The 18,964-nt window shown below is 42.5% G+C and carries 18 protein-coding genes; 15 read left to right on the top strand and 3 right to left on the bottom strand.

What is annotated here, in order from left to right; translation table 11 throughout:
* Positions 1-569: 569 nt before the first annotated feature.
* Positions 570-1,631 carry a ribosome small subunit-dependent GTPase A gene (gene rsgA, locus ACFSY7_RS00725; protein WP_380146470.1) on the bottom strand — a complete coding sequence of 354 codons (1,062 nt, stop codon included), beginning with the start codon at positions 1,629-1,631 and terminating at the stop codon, positions 570-572.
* Between the two features lie 311 nt (positions 1,632-1,942).
* Between rsgA and ACFSY7_RS00720 the strand changes: the two genes are divergently transcribed.
* From ACFSY7_RS00720 to ACFSY7_RS00685, 8 genes are read left to right on the top strand one after another with little or no spacing between them, the layout of a single operon-like run.
* Positions 1,943-2,560, top strand: a complete 618-nt coding sequence (locus ACFSY7_RS00720) for a TetR/AcrR family transcriptional regulator (protein ID WP_126989402.1) — start codon at positions 1,943-1,945, stop codon at positions 2,558-2,560.
* 52 nt (positions 2,561-2,612) lie between these two features.
* Positions 2,613-3,755 carry an acyl-CoA dehydrogenase family protein gene (locus ACFSY7_RS00715; RefSeq protein WP_380146469.1) on the top strand — a complete coding sequence of 381 codons (1,143 nt, stop codon included), beginning with the start codon at positions 2,613-2,615 and terminating at the stop codon, positions 3,753-3,755.
* A 57-nt stretch (positions 3,756-3,812) separates the two neighbouring features.
* Positions 3,813-5,453 carry an AMP-binding protein gene (locus ACFSY7_RS00710; protein ID WP_380146468.1) on the top strand — a complete coding sequence of 547 codons (1,641 nt, stop codon included), beginning with the start codon at positions 3,813-3,815 and terminating at the stop codon, positions 5,451-5,453.
* Entirely contained in the window at positions 5,453-6,808 is a 1,356-nt protein-coding gene (locus tag ACFSY7_RS00705; RefSeq protein WP_380146467.1) for an acetyl-CoA carboxylase biotin carboxylase subunit, read from the top strand. The genes ACFSY7_RS00710 and ACFSY7_RS00705 overlap by 1 nt, the downstream gene beginning before the upstream one ends.
* A gap of 16 nt (positions 6,809-6,824) precedes the next feature.
* Positions 6,825-7,031, top strand: coding sequence for an acetyl-CoA carboxylase biotin carboxyl carrier protein subunit (locus ACFSY7_RS00700; RefSeq protein ID WP_126989406.1), 207 nt, complete (start codon positions 6,825-6,827; stop codon positions 7,029-7,031).
* 13 nt (positions 7,032-7,044) lie between these two features.
* Positions 7,045-7,950, top strand: coding sequence for a hydroxymethylglutaryl-CoA lyase (locus ACFSY7_RS00695; RefSeq protein ID WP_380146466.1), 906 nt, complete (start codon positions 7,045-7,047; stop codon positions 7,948-7,950).
* The gene (locus tag ACFSY7_RS00690) at positions 7,947-8,723 is read left to right on the top strand and encodes an enoyl-CoA hydratase (RefSeq protein WP_380146465.1); all 777 of its coding nucleotides are present in this window, start codon (positions 7,947-7,949) and stop codon (positions 8,721-8,723) included. Before ACFSY7_RS00695 ends, ACFSY7_RS00690 begins: the two co-directional genes overlap by 4 nt.
* Before the next feature lie 15 nt (positions 8,724-8,738).
* The gene (locus tag ACFSY7_RS00685; RefSeq protein WP_380146464.1) at positions 8,739-10,265 is read left to right on the top strand and encodes an acyl-CoA carboxylase subunit beta; all 1,527 of its coding nucleotides are present in this window, start codon (positions 8,739-8,741) and stop codon (positions 10,263-10,265) included.
* A gap of 96 nt (positions 10,266-10,361) precedes the next feature.
* Here ACFSY7_RS00685 and ACFSY7_RS00680 read toward each other — a convergent pair whose 3' ends face one another.
* The gene (locus ACFSY7_RS00680) at positions 10,362-12,155 is read right to left on the bottom strand and encodes a sigma-54 interaction domain-containing protein (RefSeq protein ID WP_380146463.1); all 1,794 of its coding nucleotides are present in this window, start codon (positions 12,153-12,155) and stop codon (positions 10,362-10,364) included.
* 155 nt (positions 12,156-12,310) lie between these two features.
* Here ACFSY7_RS00680 and ACFSY7_RS00675 point away from each other — a divergent pair, with 155 nt between their 5' ends.
* From ACFSY7_RS00675 to ACFSY7_RS00650, 6 genes are read left to right on the top strand one after another with little or no spacing between them, the layout of a single operon-like run.
* Entirely contained in the window at positions 12,311-12,529 is a 219-nt protein-coding gene (locus tag ACFSY7_RS00675) for a hypothetical protein (RefSeq protein WP_380146462.1), read from the top strand.
* Positions 12,530-12,553: 24 nt separating this feature from the next.
* The gene (locus ACFSY7_RS00670) at positions 12,554-13,996 is read left to right on the top strand and encodes a cytosine permease (protein WP_380146461.1); all 1,443 of its coding nucleotides are present in this window, start codon (positions 12,554-12,556) and stop codon (positions 13,994-13,996) included.
* A 12-nt stretch (positions 13,997-14,008) separates the two neighbouring features.
* Positions 14,009-14,995 (top strand): heme-dependent oxidative N-demethylase family protein, encoded by a 987-nt coding sequence (locus ACFSY7_RS00665; RefSeq protein WP_126989413.1) that lies wholly within the window; start codon positions 14,009-14,011, stop codon positions 14,993-14,995.
* A gap of 1 nt (position 14,996) precedes the next feature.
* Positions 14,997-15,482, top strand: a complete 486-nt coding sequence (locus ACFSY7_RS00660; RefSeq protein ID WP_139993954.1) for a hypothetical protein — start codon at positions 14,997-14,999, stop codon at positions 15,480-15,482.
* A gap of 11 nt (positions 15,483-15,493) precedes the next feature.
* Positions 15,494-16,462: a PDR/VanB family oxidoreductase gene (locus ACFSY7_RS00655; protein ID WP_126989415.1), complete on the top strand. Its 969-nt coding sequence runs from the start codon at positions 15,494-15,496 to the stop codon at positions 16,460-16,462.
* A gap of 11 nt (positions 16,463-16,473) precedes the next feature.
* Positions 16,474-17,964, top strand: a complete 1,491-nt coding sequence (locus tag ACFSY7_RS00650) for an aldehyde dehydrogenase family protein (RefSeq protein WP_380146459.1) — start codon at positions 16,474-16,476, stop codon at positions 17,962-17,964.
* Positions 17,965-18,015: 51 nt separating this feature from the next.
* Here ACFSY7_RS00650 and ACFSY7_RS00645 read toward each other — a convergent pair whose 3' ends face one another.
* Positions 18,016-18,516 carry a GNAT family N-acetyltransferase gene (locus tag ACFSY7_RS00645; RefSeq protein WP_126989417.1) on the bottom strand — a complete coding sequence of 167 codons (501 nt, stop codon included), beginning with the start codon at positions 18,514-18,516 and terminating at the stop codon, positions 18,016-18,018.
* Between the two features lie 150 nt (positions 18,517-18,666).
* On the opposite strand from ACFSY7_RS00645, the gene ACFSY7_RS00640 reads away from it, so the two are divergent.
* Positions 18,667-18,960: a PadR family transcriptional regulator gene (locus tag ACFSY7_RS00640; protein ID WP_139993960.1), complete on the top strand. Its 294-nt coding sequence runs from the start codon at positions 18,667-18,669 to the stop codon at positions 18,958-18,960.
* Positions 18,961-18,964: the final 4 nt, after the last annotated feature.

Here is an 18,964-nt window from a genome sequence, read left to right as displayed (position 1 = left end):
ATGCTAATAGGCGCATCGATTTTAAATTGTTTAATAACAATATTGCAAAAATCGTCAACAAAAAAATTTATTAGGCGACACCGTCACAAATAACCATCATTTTTGATAACTGAAAAAGGCTGTTTTATGTGAAAACGGCGCTTCTGCGGGTTGTTTTAGTTAAAAGTGGGGCCCCTAGAGGTGTTATAAATAGGGGATTTTCCTTAAAGAAAAAGATTTATTCAAAAAAACGACATACAGCGAGATTCTGCTATTTTTTTTAATTTTTATGTGTGGAAATTGCCCTTTTTAAGGCTAAAACGGTCAAAAAATACCCGTTAGAGACCCGGAAAAGGGCCGAACTTGAACGAATGACTTGCTAAAACATAATATTTATCGCTTTAAAAATAGTAATTATCACGTAAACCCTTTAAGTGACGCAAATTATTATAATAATAGTGTGTAAATAAGCTCAGTAGAGACGCTTATTAAAAAATATGTCGTATCGAAAAGACGCTTTCTAACGTAATGAACGATTTCAAATGAAGATATAGAAAAAAGAGGCTGGAGAAATCCAGCCTCTTTCGTGATTAGCGTTGTTTGTAATTTGCCTTTTGTGTTTTCGATATTTTTTTCCAGCGGCGCTTTTCAGCAAGCTGTTGCTGCGCATTTGTTTTGCGCTCGATAAAGGCAACCTCACGTAATAGCTTAAAATAATTTTGTAGACGGCCAGGTTCCAGCTCGCCACGCTCGATTGCACCGCGAACAGCACAGCCTGGTTCATTTTGATGGGTGCAATCGCGGAAACGGCAATCTTCTGCATAGCCTTCAATATCCTTAAAGCCGGTATCCAAGCTGTTTTGCTCGCTCCAAATATGCAGTTCGCGCATTCCAGGGGTATCAATTAAGCATGCACCGCCCGGTAATTGGACGAGCTCGCGATGCGTCGTCGTATGGCGGCCCTTCGCATCGTCCTCACGTATAGCAGAAACTTTCATTGCGGCTGTTTCTACTAAGGCATTGGTTAGAGAGGATTTACCAGCACCAGATGAACCAAGTAATGCCGCCGTTTTTCCAAGCGTTAAATATTGACGCAAATCGTTGATCCCTTCGCCTGTTACTACACTTGTCACGACATAATCAACACCCATCGCAGCTGTTTCTGTTTCACGAATAAAGGGTGTGACGTCTTCGCACATATCTGCCTTCGTTAAGACGACAACTGGCATTGCACCTGATTCCCATGCGGCAACGACATAGCGTTCAAGGCGGCGGCTATTAAAATCATCATTTAAGCTCATTACTAAAAAGACGATGTCAATATTTGCGGCAACAACCTGTTCTTCTACTTCAAGTCCGGCAGCCTTTCGCGTGAAGACCGATTTACGCTCGAGTAGATGATGGATGAGGCATTTTTCCTCGCCTGGCATTTGTTCGACGAGCACCCAGTCGCCGATTGCAGGATAATCAATGGCATGTAATGTATGAAAAGAATAGCTACCACTGACGGTTCCGAGCCAGTTGAAATGCTCACCCTGTACGCGGTAAGCATGTTTATGTTGTTGAACGATACGTGCAGGGTAAAGTTGTTTTTTCGTGTCGATTTGTTGCTGTTCAAAATATGTTGTGAAGCCTAATGTTTGTAAATTCAATGTGAATTCCTCCTATTTTTGCGTATAAAAAAACCTATGACTGAGCCATTTGGGCGCATTCATAGGTCAGAATTCCATCGTACAAAAATAGATACACTCATCACTAGTGTAGGCGTCGGTGGATGACTAAAAAAGCGCACAAAGGCTCATGAGACGATACAATCGCATTCATATTTTTCATAGTCAGCACCTTCTTCCGTTTCAACGTTACTACCACTATAGCTTAAAATATTTTTTTAGTCAATATTTTACAAAAAGATTGCATAAAGCAGAATATTTGTGTTAAAAATAGATAAAGGGGTGGTGAGGCCATGCGGAAATTAACAGTGAAAGAACGCGTCGTCGAAGCAGCGCTCGATTTATTTCAGGAAAAGGGCTACCACGGTGTTAGCGTTGAGGAGCTGGTTGAGCATGCCGAAACTTCAAAAGGTGGCTTCTATCATCATTTCAAATCAAAGGATGATTTGCTGTATGAGATTCATGATATTTTCATCTCCTATGTATTGAATGAAACAAAGCGGGCGAGCGAGCAATATGATTCCGCGATTGATCAGCTAGATGCTTTGATGCGTACGTTTATGAATGTCTTTAATATTTATCAGCGGCATATTACGGTTTTTTATAATGAAAGCGTTTACTTGCTGCCAAATCATGAAGAGGCCATTACGAAAAAGCGTACGGCGTATCGAAAGCTACTGGAGCAAATTTTAATCAATGGACAGCGCCAACAGGTTTTTAGGCAAGAGCTGTCGATTACCATTACAGCGATGTTGATTATTGGGACAGTCAATTGGACATACAAGTGGTATAAGCAAGACGGTGAACTAACGATGCAAGATATTACAACGTATTTCAATGATGTGATTTTGCGCGGTGTAATGACAGAGGCGGGGTACCGTGAAGCTGCCACAAAACAGTACTTGTTGTGAGCTTTTATACTGTACAGACCGACTAGTCGGTTCAAATTGAGGAGGAATAATAATGAATTTTGAGTTAACGAAGGAACAACAGATGATTCGTAATATGGTACGTGATTTTGCACAGGCGGAGATTGCCCCACATGCTCGCGAGTTAGATGAAACGCATACCTTTCGTGAGGAAAGCTTCAAACGCATTGGGGAGCTTGGCTTATTAGGTATTCCATTCCCTGAAGAGTACGGCGGCGCGGGTGGCGATATTGTGTCGTATGCACTTGCGGTAGAGGAAATTGGACGTGCTTGCGGTGGTACAGGCTTATCGTATGCGGCAGCAGTAAGTCTTGGGGCAACGCCATTTTATAATTTTGGTACTGAGGAGCAAAAGCAAGAATATTTAGTGCCACTTGCAAAGGGTGAGACACTAGGAGCTTTTGGGCTGACTGAACCAAATGCAGGGTCAGATGCTGGTGGTACGCAGACACGTGCGGTGTTAGACGGAGATGAGTGGGTGATCAACGGCGAGAAGCAGTGGATTACGAATGCCTCTTATTCACGTCAAATCGTTGTTACAGCAGTAACAGGTAAGGATGAGCGCGGTAAAAATATTATTACGGCGATTATCGTACCGAGTGATACACCAGGGGTCACAATTCGCTCGGATTATCAAAAAATGGGTGTTCGTGCATCGAATACTTGTGAAATCATTTTAGATAATGTACGGGTACCGCGTGAAAATGTGCTGGGTGATGAAAAGAAAGGTTTTGGGCAATTTTTAAATACACTAGATGGTGGTCGAATTTCAATCGCGGCATTATCGGTAGGGATTGCACAGTCAGCGTATGATAAGGCATTGGCTTATTCGAAAGAACGCGTCCAGTTTGGGCAATCAATTTCAAAACTACAAGCCATTCAATTCAAGTTAGCCGATATGGCAATGGAAATCGAGCTCGCGCGTAATATGGTTATGAAGGCGGCTTGGTTAAAAGATAACGGTAAGCCATTTAAATTAGAGGCAGCGTATGCGAAGTTATTCTCTTCTGAAATGGGCTTCCGCACATGTAATCAGGCCATTCAAATTCATGGTGGCTACGGCTATATGGCCGAGTACGATGTAGAGCGTCATTTACGTGATATTAAGTTAATGGAAATTGGTGAAGGTACATCAGAGATTCAACGTGTTGTAATCGCACGTCAGCTTGGCTGTTAATCCAAAACGAAAGAGAGGTGACACTACTGCTTTTTAAATAGAAGTAGTAGGACTCATTTGGCTCAATTAGTGGAACAAACGATAGGCGAATTTCTTGAACAACGTGTAGCCCAGGTCCCGGATAATGAAGCATTAGTTTATGAAGATCTTAATTTACGTATGACGTACACGCAGTTTAATAATCATGTCAATGATGTCGCAAAGGCATTGATGGCGGTGGGGCTTGAAAAGGGCGATCATTTCTCTGTATGGACGACCAATGTTGCCCAGTGGCCTGGCTTACAGTTTGGCTCAGGTAAAATGGGCGCACCACTTGTGACGATTAATACAAATTATCGTGCCAATGAGCTCAAATATATTTTGAAGCAATCTGATTCGAAAATGCTCGTACTCATTGATCAATACCGTGATCATTCCTTTATTGAAACATTGTATGAAATTTGCCCAGAGCTGCGAGATAGCTCACCGGGTAGCTTAGAGAGTGCTGCACTGCCGCTTTTAAAAACAGTCGTCGTTATTAGTGATCAGGATTATCCAGGCACCTATAGCTGGCATGATTTTATTAAGCTCGGGGAAGATGTGCCGGATAAAGCACTAGCACAGCGAAAAGCTTCACTGACTGCACATGACGTCATCAATTTACAGTACACATCAGGGACGACAGGCTTTCCTAAAGGTGTTATGCTATCGCACTACAATTTAATTAATAATGCGCTTAACATTGCAGAATGTATGAAGCTCACGTCAGATGACCGGCTATGCATTCCAGTGCCATTCTTCCACTGCTTTGGCTGTGTCATTGGGACGCTAACGATTGTATCAGCAGGCGGGACGATGGTGCCGGTGCGAGAGTTTGAGCCGAGCATTGTGTTAAAAACGGTTGAACAGGAGCGCTGTACAGCTCTTCACGGGGTGCCGACGATGTTTATTAGCGAGCTGAACTTACCAAATGTCACTGATTTTGATTTATCCAGTCTTAGAACGGGTGTTATGGCTGGATCAACTTGTCCAATTGAAGTGATGAAAGGTGTAATGGATACACTTGGTATGAAAGATATTACGATTTGTTACGGCCAAACCGAATCATCACCTGTTTTAACGCAAACGCGTACCGATGATGCCATCGATTTGAAAGTGGAAACGGTTGGACGCGCGCTACCAAATACGGAGGTGCGTATCGTTTATCCGGGTACGATGGATGAGGTGCCAAGCGGCGTACAAGGTGAAATTTGTGCTCGCGGCTATTGTGTAATGAAGGGTTACTATAATAATCCTGAAGCAACGCGTGAAGCAGTTGATGCTGATAACTGGCTCCATACCGGAGATTTAGGCACGATGGACGAAGCGGGCTATGTACGTGTGACAGGACGTCTGAAGGATATGGTCATCCGCGGGGGCGAAAATATTTATCCGCGCGAGGTAGAGGAATTCTTATATCAGCATCCCGCTGTTCTTGACGTACAGGTTGTGGGTGTACCGGATGCCAAATACGGCGAAGAATTAGCCGCTTGGATTATACCAAAGGATAATCAGGCAGTGACGGAGGAAGAGATTCGTGCATTTTGCGATGGCCAGATTTCGCGTCATAAAATTCCGCGTTATATTTTCTTTATGGCCGAGTATCCGATGACCGCTTCTGGGAAAGTGCAGAAATTTAAGCTACGAGAATTATTTGAAATTAGGCGAGGTGAAGAATAATGTTTCAAAAAGTATTAATTGCCAATCGCGGTGAAATTGCACGCCGTATTATTCGGACGTGTAAGCGACTTGGTATTCAGACGGTGGCCATTTATTCAAAGGCCGATGAAACGAGCCTACATGTGCGAGAGGCAGATGAAAGCTACTGTGTCGGTGAGCCGCCAGTGAATCAAAGCTATTTAAATATCGATGCGATTTTAGCAGCGGCGAAGGAATCTGGTGCAGAGGCGATTCATCCAGGATATGGTCTATTATCTGAGAATGCGGGTTTTGCGAAGCGCGTTGAGCAGGAGGGGCTTGTGTTTATCGGTCCGACTTCTGAAGTTATTGAGGCCATGGGTAGTAAGCTTGAAGCGCGTAAACGTATGGCTTCTGCGGGCGTGCCGATTATCGAAGGGGTCAATGAAGCGATGGCTAGTGCAACAGAAGCAGCTGAAGTGGCCGCAAAGATTGGCTATCCGGTCATGCTGAAGGCTTCTGCGGGTGGTGGCGGTATTGGCATGCAGGTTGTACATGATGAGGCCGAGCTGTTGAAGGCATTTGAAGGCAATCAAAAGCGTGCCGAAAGCTTTTTCGGTGACGGGACGATGTTTGTCGAGAAATTTATCGCTGAGCCACATCATATTGAGGTACAGGTGCTCGCCGATCAGCATGGCCATACGATTCCTGTGTTTGAGCGAGAATGCTCGGTCCAGCGTCGTAATCAAAAGGTCGTTGAAGAGGCCACATCACCATTTATTTCAGCAGAAACGCGTGAAAAAATGCTCGATGCAGCAGTTGCGGCCGCTTCAAGTATTGGCTACACGAATGCGGGCACAATTGAATTTTTAGTTGATGCCAACGAGCAATTTTATTTCTTAGAAATGAATACACGCCTACAAGTAGAGCATCCGGTTACAGAAGAAATTTCTGGACTGGATTTAGTCGAATGGCAGCTAAAGATTGCATCTGGTGAAGAGCTAACGATTGAGCGCTCGCAATTAACGATTCATGGGCATGCGATAGAAGTGCGTATTTATGCAGAGGATCCGGTACGTTTCTTCCCGTCACCAGGGACGATTACGAAGCTTGTGTTACCACAAGGATCAGGTATTCGCCATGAGGCAGGTGTCGAGGAAGGTAGTGTTGTGACGCCGTTTTATGACCCCATGATTGCAAAATTAATTACGACAGGGACGACACGTGATGAAGCGGTTACGCGTATGCAACAAGCGCTCGCAGATTATGTGGTAGAAGGCATTAAAACGAATATTCCGATGCTACGGGATGTAGTGGCACATCCGGAATTCCAGGCAGGACGCACAACGACAAAATTTGTTGAACAATATTATTTGCCAGAAGTGGCGAAAAAATAGAGAGGATGGATGAAAAATGATTAAAGCAGAGATGGCAGGCACAGTATGGAAAGTGTTAGTAAAAGAGGGCGATACAGTGGAAGAGGGTCAAGAAGTCATGATTTTAGAGTCGATGAAAATGGAGATTCCCGTAGAAGCGGAAGAAGCAGGCGTTGTAAAACGCGTAGTTGTCAACGAGGGCGATTTTATTGATGTTGATGCGGATTTAGTCGAAATCGAATAGGAGGGTTTTTCATATGAAGCAACCAAACGCTGTACAGCTAAAGGAAGTCGGACCGCGCGATGGGCTTCAAAATGAAAAGGCCATCATCACAACGGAAAATAAAATCGAGCTCATTAACCGTTTAAGCGATACCGGTCTTGATTATATTGAGGTGTCGAGCTTCGTGCATCCTAAATGGATTCCGCAGCTAACTGATGCGGTTGATGTGTTAAAAGGCATTGACCGAAAACCAGGTATTACGTATGCGGCACTCGTACCGAACTTAAAAGGGCTTGAGCGGGCACTTGATGCAGATATTGATGAAGTGAGTGTCTTTATGTCCGCATCTGAGGGCCACAATAAAGAAAATATTAATAAAACGATTGCTGAAACCTTTCCGGTGCTCCGGGAAGTCGTTCAGGCAGCACGTGCAGCAGGAAAGACGGTGCGTGGCTATATTTCAACGGTGGTTGCCTGTCCATATGACGGCTACACAGAGCCAAGCCAGGTGAAATATGTTGCCGATCATTTATTTGATATGGGCGTACAGGAGATTTCGCTTGGCGACACAATTGGCGTTGCTGTTCCTACACAGGTGGAACGTTTACTAGATGAATTACTAAAGCACTACAAACCTGAGCATTTGGCGATGCATTTTCATGATACGCATGGCACCGCAATTTCGAATATTGTGGCAAGCCTACCCTATGGTATCACACGGTTTGATAGTGCGATTGGCGGTCTTGGCGGCTGCCCATATGCAAAGGGCGCATCTGGTAACGTTGCGACGGAGGATGTCCTCTATTTATTTGACACAATGGGCATTGAAACAGGTGTAGATATGCAGAAGTTATTACATGCATCACAGTTTATGGAACAACAAATGAAACGACCGCTAACATCAAAGCAAATGGCGGTTTTCCGAGGTGAGCAACTATGAGCTATGTAATCGTAGAAGTAGATAATCATATTGCGACCATTACATTGAATCGTCCGGAGGCGGCGAATTCGATGTCACTGGCGATGTTAGAGGAATATAAGGCAGCATTAGAAACCATTGCACATAACCGTGAAATTCGTGTTGTATTACTGACGGGAACTGGAGATAAAGTATTTTGTGCAGGAGCAGATTTAAAAGAACGACAATCGATGGATGAGGTACAGACGCGTCAGACGGTCGCACTTATTGGCGAAGTGATTCGACAGACAGAAGCGTTACCTCAGCCAGTCATTGCGGTCATTAACGGAGTAGCGGTAGGTGGGGGTTTAGAAATTTCACTTGCCTGTGATATCCGTGTAGCTAGCACGATGGCAAAGGTTGGCTTAACGGAGACGGCACTAGGCATTATTCCAGGTGCAGGTGGTACGCAGCGTTTAGCACGATTAATTGGTGCGGGGAAAGCGAAAGAACTCATTTACACCGCACGCCGCATTTCAGGCGAAGAGGCACTGCAGCTTGGGGTCATTGAACATTTATATGTGCCGGAAATGCTAATGGAGGAAGCGCAGAAACTAGCGCAGGAAATGGCAAAAAATGCACCATTATCACTGATTCAAGCAAAAAAAGCGATCCAAGCGGGCTTGCAGACGGATCTCGCGACAGGACTTGAAATTGAAGCATTAGCATACGAGCGTCTTTTGCATAGTGAGGACCGTTTGGAAGGCTTACAGGCATTCAAAGAAAAACGCGCGCCGCAGTTTAAGGGGCAGTAAAGGGAGGAACGAGAGATGATGGAGAAATCATATCGTGAATATAAAGAGGAAATTGCAGCAGGGGGTGCGCCGAAGTATCATGAAAAAAATGCGGCGCAAGGGAAATTATTCGTACGCGATCGCTTAAAGCGCCTATTTGATGATGATGTATTTGTTGAGGACGGCGCCTTTGCCAACATTATGGCGGGGGACCTACCGGCAGATGGCGTTGTAACAGGTATCGGAAAAATTAATGGACGCACAGTTTGTGTGATGGCAAATGATTCGACAATCAAGGCGGGTTCTTGGGGAAAACGTACGGTCGAAAAAATCATTCGCATTCAAGAAACAGCGGAAAAATTAGAAGTACCGATGCTGTACTTAGTCGATTCAGCAGGAGCGCGTATTACAGACCAAATTGAAATGTTCCCAGGTCGCCGTGGTGCCGGACGTATTTTTTATAATCAAGTGAAGTTATCTGGACGTATTCCACAAATCTGTTTATTATTCGGCCCATCAGCAGCGGGTGGCGCCTATATTCCGGCGTTTTGTGACATTGTGGTTATGGTACAGGGCAATGCGTCGATGTATTTAGGGTCACCACGTATGGCAGAGAAAGTAATTGGTGAAAAAGTCGATTTAGAAACGATGGGTGGCGCGAAAATGCATTGCTCGGTTTCTGGATGTGGCGATGTTTTAGCGAAAACGGAAGAAGAAGCGATTGATTACGCACGCCGTTATTTGACGTACTTCCCGCAAAACTTCCGTACAAAGCCTGATGTAGTAGAAAGTAAGCTACCACAAAGCTTTGATGATACATTAGAGGATATTATCCCGAAAAATCAAAATGCGGCATTTAATATGTATCATTTAATTGATCGTGTTATTGACGAGGGCTCATTCTGTGAGATTAAAAAGCTCTTCGCAAAAGAACTCATTACAGGCCTTGCGCGTATTGATGGGCAGCCTGTCGGAATTTTAGCCAATCAGCCAAAATCAAAGGGCGGCGTATTATTCCATGACTCAGCGGATAAGGCAGCGAAGTTTATTAATTTATGCGATGCCTTCCATATTCCGCTTATTTTCCTATCAGATGTGCCTGGCTTTATGATAGGTACGCAAGTAGAGAAGCTTGGCATTATTCGTCACGGTGCTAAAATGATTTTTGCGATGAGTGAGGCGACGGTGCCAAAGCTATCCGTTATCGTACGCAAAGCTTATGGTGCTGGTCTTTATGCAATGGCTGGTCCAGCATTTGAACCAGATGCTTGTATTGCCCTAACAACGGCACAAATCGCAGTAATGGGGCCAGAAGCAGCAATTAATGCGGTATATGCTAATAAAATTGAAGCAATGCCGGAAGATGAGCGAGCTGATTTCATTGCACAAAAAACGGCTGAATACAAAGAGGAAATCGATGTGTACCGCTTAGCATCAGAGCTCGTTATTGATGATGTCATTGAGCCGAATGAACTTCGTCAGTCATTAGTTCAAAGACTTGCGGCATATAAAACAAAAAATGTATCTTTTACAGAGCGAAAACATGGTGTCAATCCAGTTTAATTATGAAAACCGAGCAGTCCATATAGTGGGCTGCTTTTTAAATTTGTCTAAAATTAAAAAAGAAGATACCTCCTGGTTATAGAAGGTACCTTCTTTTTAAGACAGCTGAATATTTAATGATTTGCTTAGCTTAATTAATTCTGATTCGACGTAATCTTTGGCATAATCGAAGCCAAGAATAGCGATAATTTGGCCTTTCGTGTCATATAAAGGCGCACAGCATGTCTTCCATTCGCCGTACTCATCCATATAAATCGGTGTCACACTAATAATGCCATTATAGGCTTGCTCAATCGTTTGTAAAATAACCTCGCTACCAATATAGACGACACCATTTGGAATAATAAAATCCTCACTTGCAGTTAAATTGACGATTTGACCGGCTTTATTTTTAATAAAAATAAAGCCCCACTGTACGCCAACTTCCTTCATATAAACTTGTGTCAATTGCTCGGATACGGGTGCTAAAAAAGTATCATCCCCTAAATGTGCAATAGCCCTTTCTAAATCAATCGGTAAAATACCAATTGATGTGACAACAGCGGTCGCGCGTAGCCGTTTATCGAGCTCCTTTTCTAAAATAATACGCGTGCTAAAGCCCGTATCCTGCTTAGCTTGTGCTTCTTTAATTTTTTTGTATTTTCGACTCATTGTCGGCTGACTAATGCCTAATACCTTCGATGCTAACTTTAATGAATTGTATTGCTCCATAGCCATTGAAATCAACTGTTCCTCGACTAATTCCTGTGCTTCTTGCAGTGGCATCAGTGTATGAAGTGAAAAATCCTTATGAGAAGACTTATTTTTTGAAACATTTAAAAATTCTTGTGCTGTTTGAATTGAAATGAGAGGTTCATCTGCTAAAATAATCGCTCGCTCAACAAAGTTTTCAAGCTCACGCACATTTCCTGGCCATTCCTGGAGGCTTAAAAAATCTATAGCTTCTGTAGAAAAATATTTTGAAAAGTGATATTTTTCATTGTACCGTGCATTAAAATGCGTAATTAGTTCCGGAATTTCTTCAATACGATGGCGCAGAGGTGGAATGACAATCGGAATAATATTTAAACGATAAAATAAATCCTCGCGAAATGTACCATCCTCGACCATTTGAATAAGTGATTTATTCGTTGCAGCAATAATTTGGACATCAATTTTATATTCTTTAGAGGAGCCAATCGGTGTAACGATTCGTTCTTGTAGCACACGTAAAAGCTTTACTTGCATTGTTAAAGGCAGTTCACCTACTTCATCCAAAAAAATAACGCCATGATTAGCTTCTCGAAACTTGCCGATTTTTCCTGATTTATGGGCATCTGTAAAGGCACCGGCGACATAGCCGAATAATTCACTTTCAATAAGTGTTTCTGGCAAAGCTCCGCAGTTAATCGCAATAAAGGGCTGATCTTTACGAGGTCCTGATTTATGTATTGTGCGTGCTGCAACTTCCTTCCCCACACCTGATTCTCCGAGTAACAGTGTTGTTCCAGAAGCCTGAGCGGATTTTAATACTTTTGACAACACCTCTTTCATCGCATCACTTTTAATAATGAATTCACTATTTAATGAGGCAAGTGCCTCTTTTTTTGCATTCTCTTTTTTTAAAATATTGTAGGCAATAATGTACTGATTGTCAGAAGCAATCACATACGTTAGTACACGCCGGTTATTCCAAGTGACTTGCAAAAATGTTTGCTTTTCTACATGTGGTTGTAGCTTTTGAAAAATGGAGGTTTGAAAGGTTGCTTGCTCATAATCTGTAAAATGCTGAAATCGTTCCACATTTTCTAAAAAAGATGTATTTGTTGAAAAGGCCTGCATTATTGCGCCATGTTGTTCGATGACCATTGATACATCAAACATTTGACGTAGTACGGTGAATTGATTCATGAAGATATCCCCCTCAAAGTCGATTAATTTCATTTATGAATAAATAATTTCATAAATGAAAGACACTCCTACTGATTTTATAAGAAAAACCAGAAAAATCAAACAATTTATTCTTGGCATGGTTCTTGCATTATACATATCGAGGGGGAATGAATATGGAAAAACCAATCACTTTTACACAATATGAAAAAAGCTATGAAAAAGAATTGAGATCAGAAGAACCCTTTGTACGAGGGATGTACGAAAATTTAGAGAAACGAATTGAACAGTTCGAAAAGGATTTTATTGAAAAAAATACAAAAGTTAAACTGAAAGATTTTTTAGGTGTCAGCGTGGTAATGGCAGTCATCACAATCATTGCTTTTACGCTATAAGCTTATGTAAAGGAGAAACAGAATATGTCTAAAACGAAATCAAATGTTAATTCAGATATTGCCTTTGCCTATTTGCCGACAGCTACGAAAGATCGCAAAATGACCTTTTTTGATTTATTACTCGTGCAAACCGTTATCGGGTTATCTGCTTTTGGTCTCTTAACAGGAGCCTACGCAGGAAATATGTTGGAGACGAAAGATTCGATGGTCGCGGTTATTTTTGGTAATGCGTTCCCGATGTTTTTAATCGCACCAGTCGCGATTTATTTTGCTAAATACGGTGTGGATACCTTTGTGGGCTTTCGGAGTGCACTCGGTTATAACGGCGGGGTTGCATTCTTCGTTTTATTTTATTTATTATCACTCGGTTATAGTGCAGTTGCTTTATTTATGGCAGGAGAAGCCATGGCGACAGCGAGCAGCCTCTTGTCACTACCAAGTAGCCTAACAGGAACGACCGGAACCTCCATTTTTGCGATTATGTTATTTTTCATCGCACTTTTCATTGTCTTTAGGGGACCAGGAGCCATTCGAATTTTTAATTTAGTAGCGGTTCCGGCATTTTTCCTTTTTTTAATCGGCTTGATTGTGGCAATTATGTTTTCTGATCATATCCCAGCACTTAGTAAATTATCACCAGTTGGGGCATTTGAAAATCATCAGCGTTCCTTTATGACTGCTCTTGAAATCAATATTGCACTAGGTTTTTCGTGGCTACCGTATTTAGGGCAATATAGCCGTCTAGCTAAATCGACAAAGGCTGCTTACAGCGCAAGCTTTTATAGCTACGGTGTTATTGTCGTTGTAGCAGCAATTGCGGGCGCACTCGCTGCTTTAGTATCTGGCTCCCTTTATCCAGGTGACTGGATGAATGCTGTAATGGGCAGTAAATTTGCGATTGTCGGGCTATTACTACTAACGGTTGCCAATTTAGGCGCAACATTATTCTTAATGTATTCCTTTGCGATTAGCTTTAAAACGATGTTTTCAAAAAGCTCATGGATTCTAGCGGTGTCGATGATGCTACCGACCGTGTTTTTATTGCTAAGCTCTTCTTTCTACGACGCCTTTAATATTTTTATGTCGGTGATTTCGTTCTCGATGGCGAGCTTAGGCGGTATTTTAATTGCCGATTACTTCTTTATTAAACGCCAAAATATTTCGATGCGCGACTTGTATAACACAAAAGGTGCCTACCGCTATTGGTTTGGCTTTAATCCATCGGCACTCGTTGCGCTACTTGTCGCTTACTTTTTCTACTGGGGTATCTACAACCCCGTCACATTAGAAGCGCATAGCTTATTTTTAAAAATTTCAGCAGGAGTGCCAACGTTCTTCTTATCGTGCATCGTTTATATAATATGTGCGAAATTTGTCTTCCGCTTCGAGGTAGACCGTGTAGCTGCTAGTAATCAAACGTTTAAACAATATGTCATTCAACATCAATCGGATGAAATTCATAATTAGGAGGAATTTTATATGTTCACACAAAACTTAGATTTTAAAACAACAGATTTAGATACATTTCCATTTCCATTCCGCTCGGATAATTATCGTTACTCAAATGATTTACGCAAGCTAGAGGATGTTAACCTCGTGACGATTACACCTGAATATGAAATGCAAGTGCGCGCCAAACGCCGTCTGTTAGATGAGCAGCCAGAAGTACGCTATCAATCATTCCCGCATACGATGGAAATGCAGTGGGAGTTTTTGGAGATGGTTTTTGAAATGGCGATTCAGAAGTATCCACAGCATTTTGAGCTACACAAGGACGGCGATGAGTGGACGTTTAAAAATAATATTTTAGACGAGCAACAAACGTTTACCTTTGGGGATGCCTCGACATTACCGTATGAGCCGTATGACTTTGCGGGGCGTCACTTCCACCAGGATTTCGTATTGATGGTACACCGTGATGACAACTATTATTTAGAGGTTGGGCAAGTATCGTATGCGGCGCTTTTCTCAGCACATTGGAATACGGGCATGTCATTTAATGAAATTCATGGCCCTGTCCCGTTTGTATCACGTAACGGCGATGATTTAGTAGACCGTATTCGCCGCTTTCTTTTAGGGATTAACCCGGGGGAGCCATGGACGCGTATTAACTGGAACTTGATGGCGGATCGCTGGGATGTAAACTACGAAACGATGGATGTATGGGAGCCTCAACGTAAGCTCGTAACTGCTGAAAATGCTGGTAAACTTGTACGGTTACGCGTAGAGGAGCAAAAATTTTACCGTATGCCACGTAGTAATGCCATTCTTTTCGTGTTAAATACACAGTTCTTACCACTCGAAGATTTAAAGCTACGCCAAGAATGGTTTGATTTAACGTATAGCGTGCTACAAGATATTCCTGAACCAATGGCTGAATATAAAGGAATTGCACCATTTTTACCACAATCAGTTGAATTTTTGCGCCGAGAAGATGAAAAGTTAAAGGCACAAGGGGGCGCATAGTATGTACAACAGTCCAGTATTATTTGACGCATCCCCTGCATTAACCACGCAGTTAGTGCCGAATGCTTATTTTAAAAAAGCGGCGATTATTACTGATCAGGCACAGCATAGCGCAGTAAGTGCATTAATTGAAAAATTATATGATACACCGCATGACGTCCATGTCTTTAAGGATGCGGAGCAGGCACGTGCCTTTATTGTAGCGCAGAAAATGGGTACACATTTTTATGTTGTCGCCAACTGGGACGAAGCCACGACTATTTTCACAACAGCCGTTGAAGAAGGCGTTTCTGAAGCTGAAATTCAGGTTCAACTTCGGGATGATGTAAAAAAATATATTTACTGTATGAAATGCTTTACATCGAGTGAGATTTTAAAAGAAGCGGTGAACGTACAGTGTGCATGTGGTGCGCATCTAGAGGTAGGTCCATTTTATTCAAAAGTACGCCAAGGCTATATTGGCTATCCATTTATACCAGAAGCATAGGAGGAATTTGTATGAGATTAGCTGGAAATATTCCTGTGAAGATTACACAAATTGTAGAGGAGTCGCCAACTGTTAAACGCTTTACATTAGCTCCGACAGTGGATGATAAACTTCCAGCATTCACTGGGGGTTCTCATTTAAAAACATTTATCACAACAACAGACGGTACGCAAATCGAGCGTGAATATTCCCTTGTGAGCCATCCTCAAAATCGTGCATACTATGAAATTGCGATTAGTAAGGATACGAATTCACGTGGCGGCTCTGTTTACTGGCATGAATGCATGGCAGTAGATGACGAGCTAGAGGTGACATTCCCACGAAATTATTTCGCGCTAAACCCTTTTGCGAAAAATCACGCATTTTATGCCTCTGGAATTGGGATTACACCATTTTTAGCGATGATGGAGGATATTCAATTCGACCAAACGTTTGAGCTACATTATGCTGCACGTACACCAGAAGAATGTGCTTTTTATGAGGAGCTACAGAAGCGCTACGGCGATAAGGTAAAGTTTTATTTTTCACGAGTTGAGGAGCCAAACCGACTTTGTACGGAAGTAATGAAGGAGCATCGTATTGGCACGCATGTATATTTCTGTGGCCCTGTCGCAATGGTCGAGGAATTCCGTGATGCAGCTCTTGCTTATGGCTATCCTGAAAAGGCTGTGCATTTTGAGCTGTTTTCAACAGGGCAGGACACGAGAGAGCGCAATGCCTTTACCGTCGCATTAACCGATAGTCAAAAGGAGATTGAGGTACAAGCGGAGGAAACGTTACTAGATGCGTTACTACGCGAAGGCATTAATGCCCCATTTGCTTGTAAAATCGGTGGCTGTGGCAGTTGTGAAGTTGAAGTAGTAGACGGAGAAGTGGATCACCGCGATCATTTTTTATCGAATGAAAATAAAGCAAAACGTAAAAGTATTTTAACTTGCTGTTCACGTGCTAAAGAACAAAAACTATCACTGAAACTATAGGGGGAATCACAATGACAACATTAACAAATACACAGGTACTAGAATTAAAGAGCTATATTAACGGCAAATGGGTAACGGCGGATAACACGGTGGATATTATTAATCCAGCGACGCAACAAGTGATTGCAATTGCCCCACGTATGACAAAGAATCAGACAGAACAAGCGATTACAGCAGCACGTACGGCATTTGATAACGGGGAATGGGCAAAAACAACGGCACAGGAGCGCGCTGCGATTTTACATAAAATCGCAAACAAAATCGAAGAGAGTTTCGAAGAATTTGTGACACTAGAAACAATGGATAACGGGAAAGTATATGGCGAGGCCGAGGGGGATATTCAAGATACGATTGCGTGCTTCCGCTATTATGCGGGCATTATCTTGCACCCAGACGGCGAAACATATCCAGTGCCAGATGATGTTCAAGCAATGGTTGTGAAGGAACCAGTTGGCGTAGCGGGCTTAATTGTTCCGTGGAATTTCCCATTATTAATGAGTGCATGGAAAATTGCACCGGCACTAGCGGCGGGGAATACGATTGTTTATAAGCCTGCTGAAATCACACCAGTTACCGCCTTTAAATTATTTGAAATTATTGATGAAGTTGGTTTACCTGAAGGTGTAGCGAATATGGTACTCGGTCAGGGCTCAATTATTGGTCAAACGATTTCAGAAAGCAATGATGTCGATATGGTGTCATTTACTGGTAGTACAGAGGTTGGGCGTGGTATTATGCGTGCAGCAGCAGGCAATTTAAAGAAAATCTCACTAGAGCTAGGCGGGAAATCACCGAATATTATTTTTGCAGATGCGGATTTTGAAACGGCAGTAGATTACGGTTTATTTGGGATTTTCGTTGGCTCAGGGCAAGTTTGCTCATCAGGAAGTCGTATTTTAGTACAAGATACTATCTATGATGATTATGTGAAGCGCTATGTCGAGCGTGCTGAAAAAATTAAGGTAGGACCAGGACTTGCGAAGGATTCACATATGGGTGCTATTGTCAGTGAAGCACAAATGAATTCTATTTTAGGCTATATTGAAAAAGGGAAAGAAGAAGGTGCAACGCTATTAACGGGCGGTCATCGCTTAACAGAAAATGGTCTAGAAGAAGGCTTCTTCTTAGCACCAACTGTTTTTGCAGATGTGACACAAGATATGACGATTGTACGAGAGGAAATCTTTGGTCCAGTTGTGACAATTCAAAAATTCTCAACTGAGGAAGAGGCGGTTCGCTTAGCAAATGACACAGATTACGGTCTAGCAGGCGCAGTGTTCTCAAATGACGGCGCGAAAGCACTACGTGTTATTAAACAAGTACGGGCGGGCATTACTTGGGTCAATGATTATCACCCGACCTACGTGGAAGCACCATGGGGGGGCTATAAGCAATCAGGTATCGGTCGTAGCCTAGGAAAATATAGCTTAGAAGAATTCCAAGAAGTGAAGCAAATTAATATTCGCCTAAATGTAGCGCCAGTTGGTTGGTTCCCCCAATAAATAAGAAAAGCACGTGTGACGAGGAAATTCGTTACACGTGCTTTTTTACTGTTATAAAAAACAAATCATCTGCAATTCATTTAAGTAATGACCATCTGGCATCTTCATTACTTTTGGATCATGACAGAGAATTTCAAAGCCCATGCGTTCATAGAGACGTACAGCAGGTATCATCGAATCAACGACCGATAGGCGAAGTTGCTCAAGCTGTGGGTTTTTGCGAGCATCGTCAACCACGAATTGAAATAGCCCTTTACTATACCCCTTTCCTCGGTGCTCTGGTGCTAAATAGACACCCACAATTTGCGCTAGATGCTTCATTTTTTCGTATGGATTTTGTTCGAGTGTTGTGACACCTACAAGCTCCCCATTATCAAAAATGCCATAGGTTGTTGTGAATGGATTGCTTAGTTGCTGTTCATAAACAGCAACATCTTTTTTCTGTTCCTCCTCAAATGTTGGTGAAAAGGATTCAGGCTCTTCGCGTACAGCGCGGTGACGGATTGTTAAGTAAGCGCTTGCATCATTCGCGGTTAATTTTCGAATATCCATACTAAAACCTCCCGTAAAATAGTAATACAAAGATATGAATTGTAGTACACTTTACCCTTTTTCGATGGATTTCATTCTATATAGTTGAACTATTCAGTTGGACTGTATATAATCGAATTATAAAGTTGAACTGAATAGAGAGGTGAGCATATGAAGAAGCATCCGCTATTACCATTATCCGAAACGATGCACTATATTTTAATTGCGCTACAGGAGCCGCTTCATGGCTACGCAATAATGCAAAAAATTGACGAGTTAAGCGAAGGCGAAGTGCATCTAGCAGCTGGGACGCTATACGGTGCACTTGACAATATGGCGAAATACGATTGGATTGAGCAGGTTGGCTTAGAGGGACGTCGAAAGATTTATCATATTACACCAGAAGGACAGCGGATTTTAGCAGTAGAAAAGGCTCGATTAGTCCATTTACTATCACTTTACTAGGAGG

The sequence above is a fragment of the Kurthia populi genome (assembly GCF_042686175.1).
In the GTDB taxonomy this organism is placed as follows: domain Bacteria; phylum Bacillota; class Bacilli; order Bacillales_A; family Planococcaceae; genus Kurthia; species Kurthia populi.
Note: the sequence above shows the minus strand (reverse complement) of the source record. Positions and strands in the feature narration are given on the sequence as shown.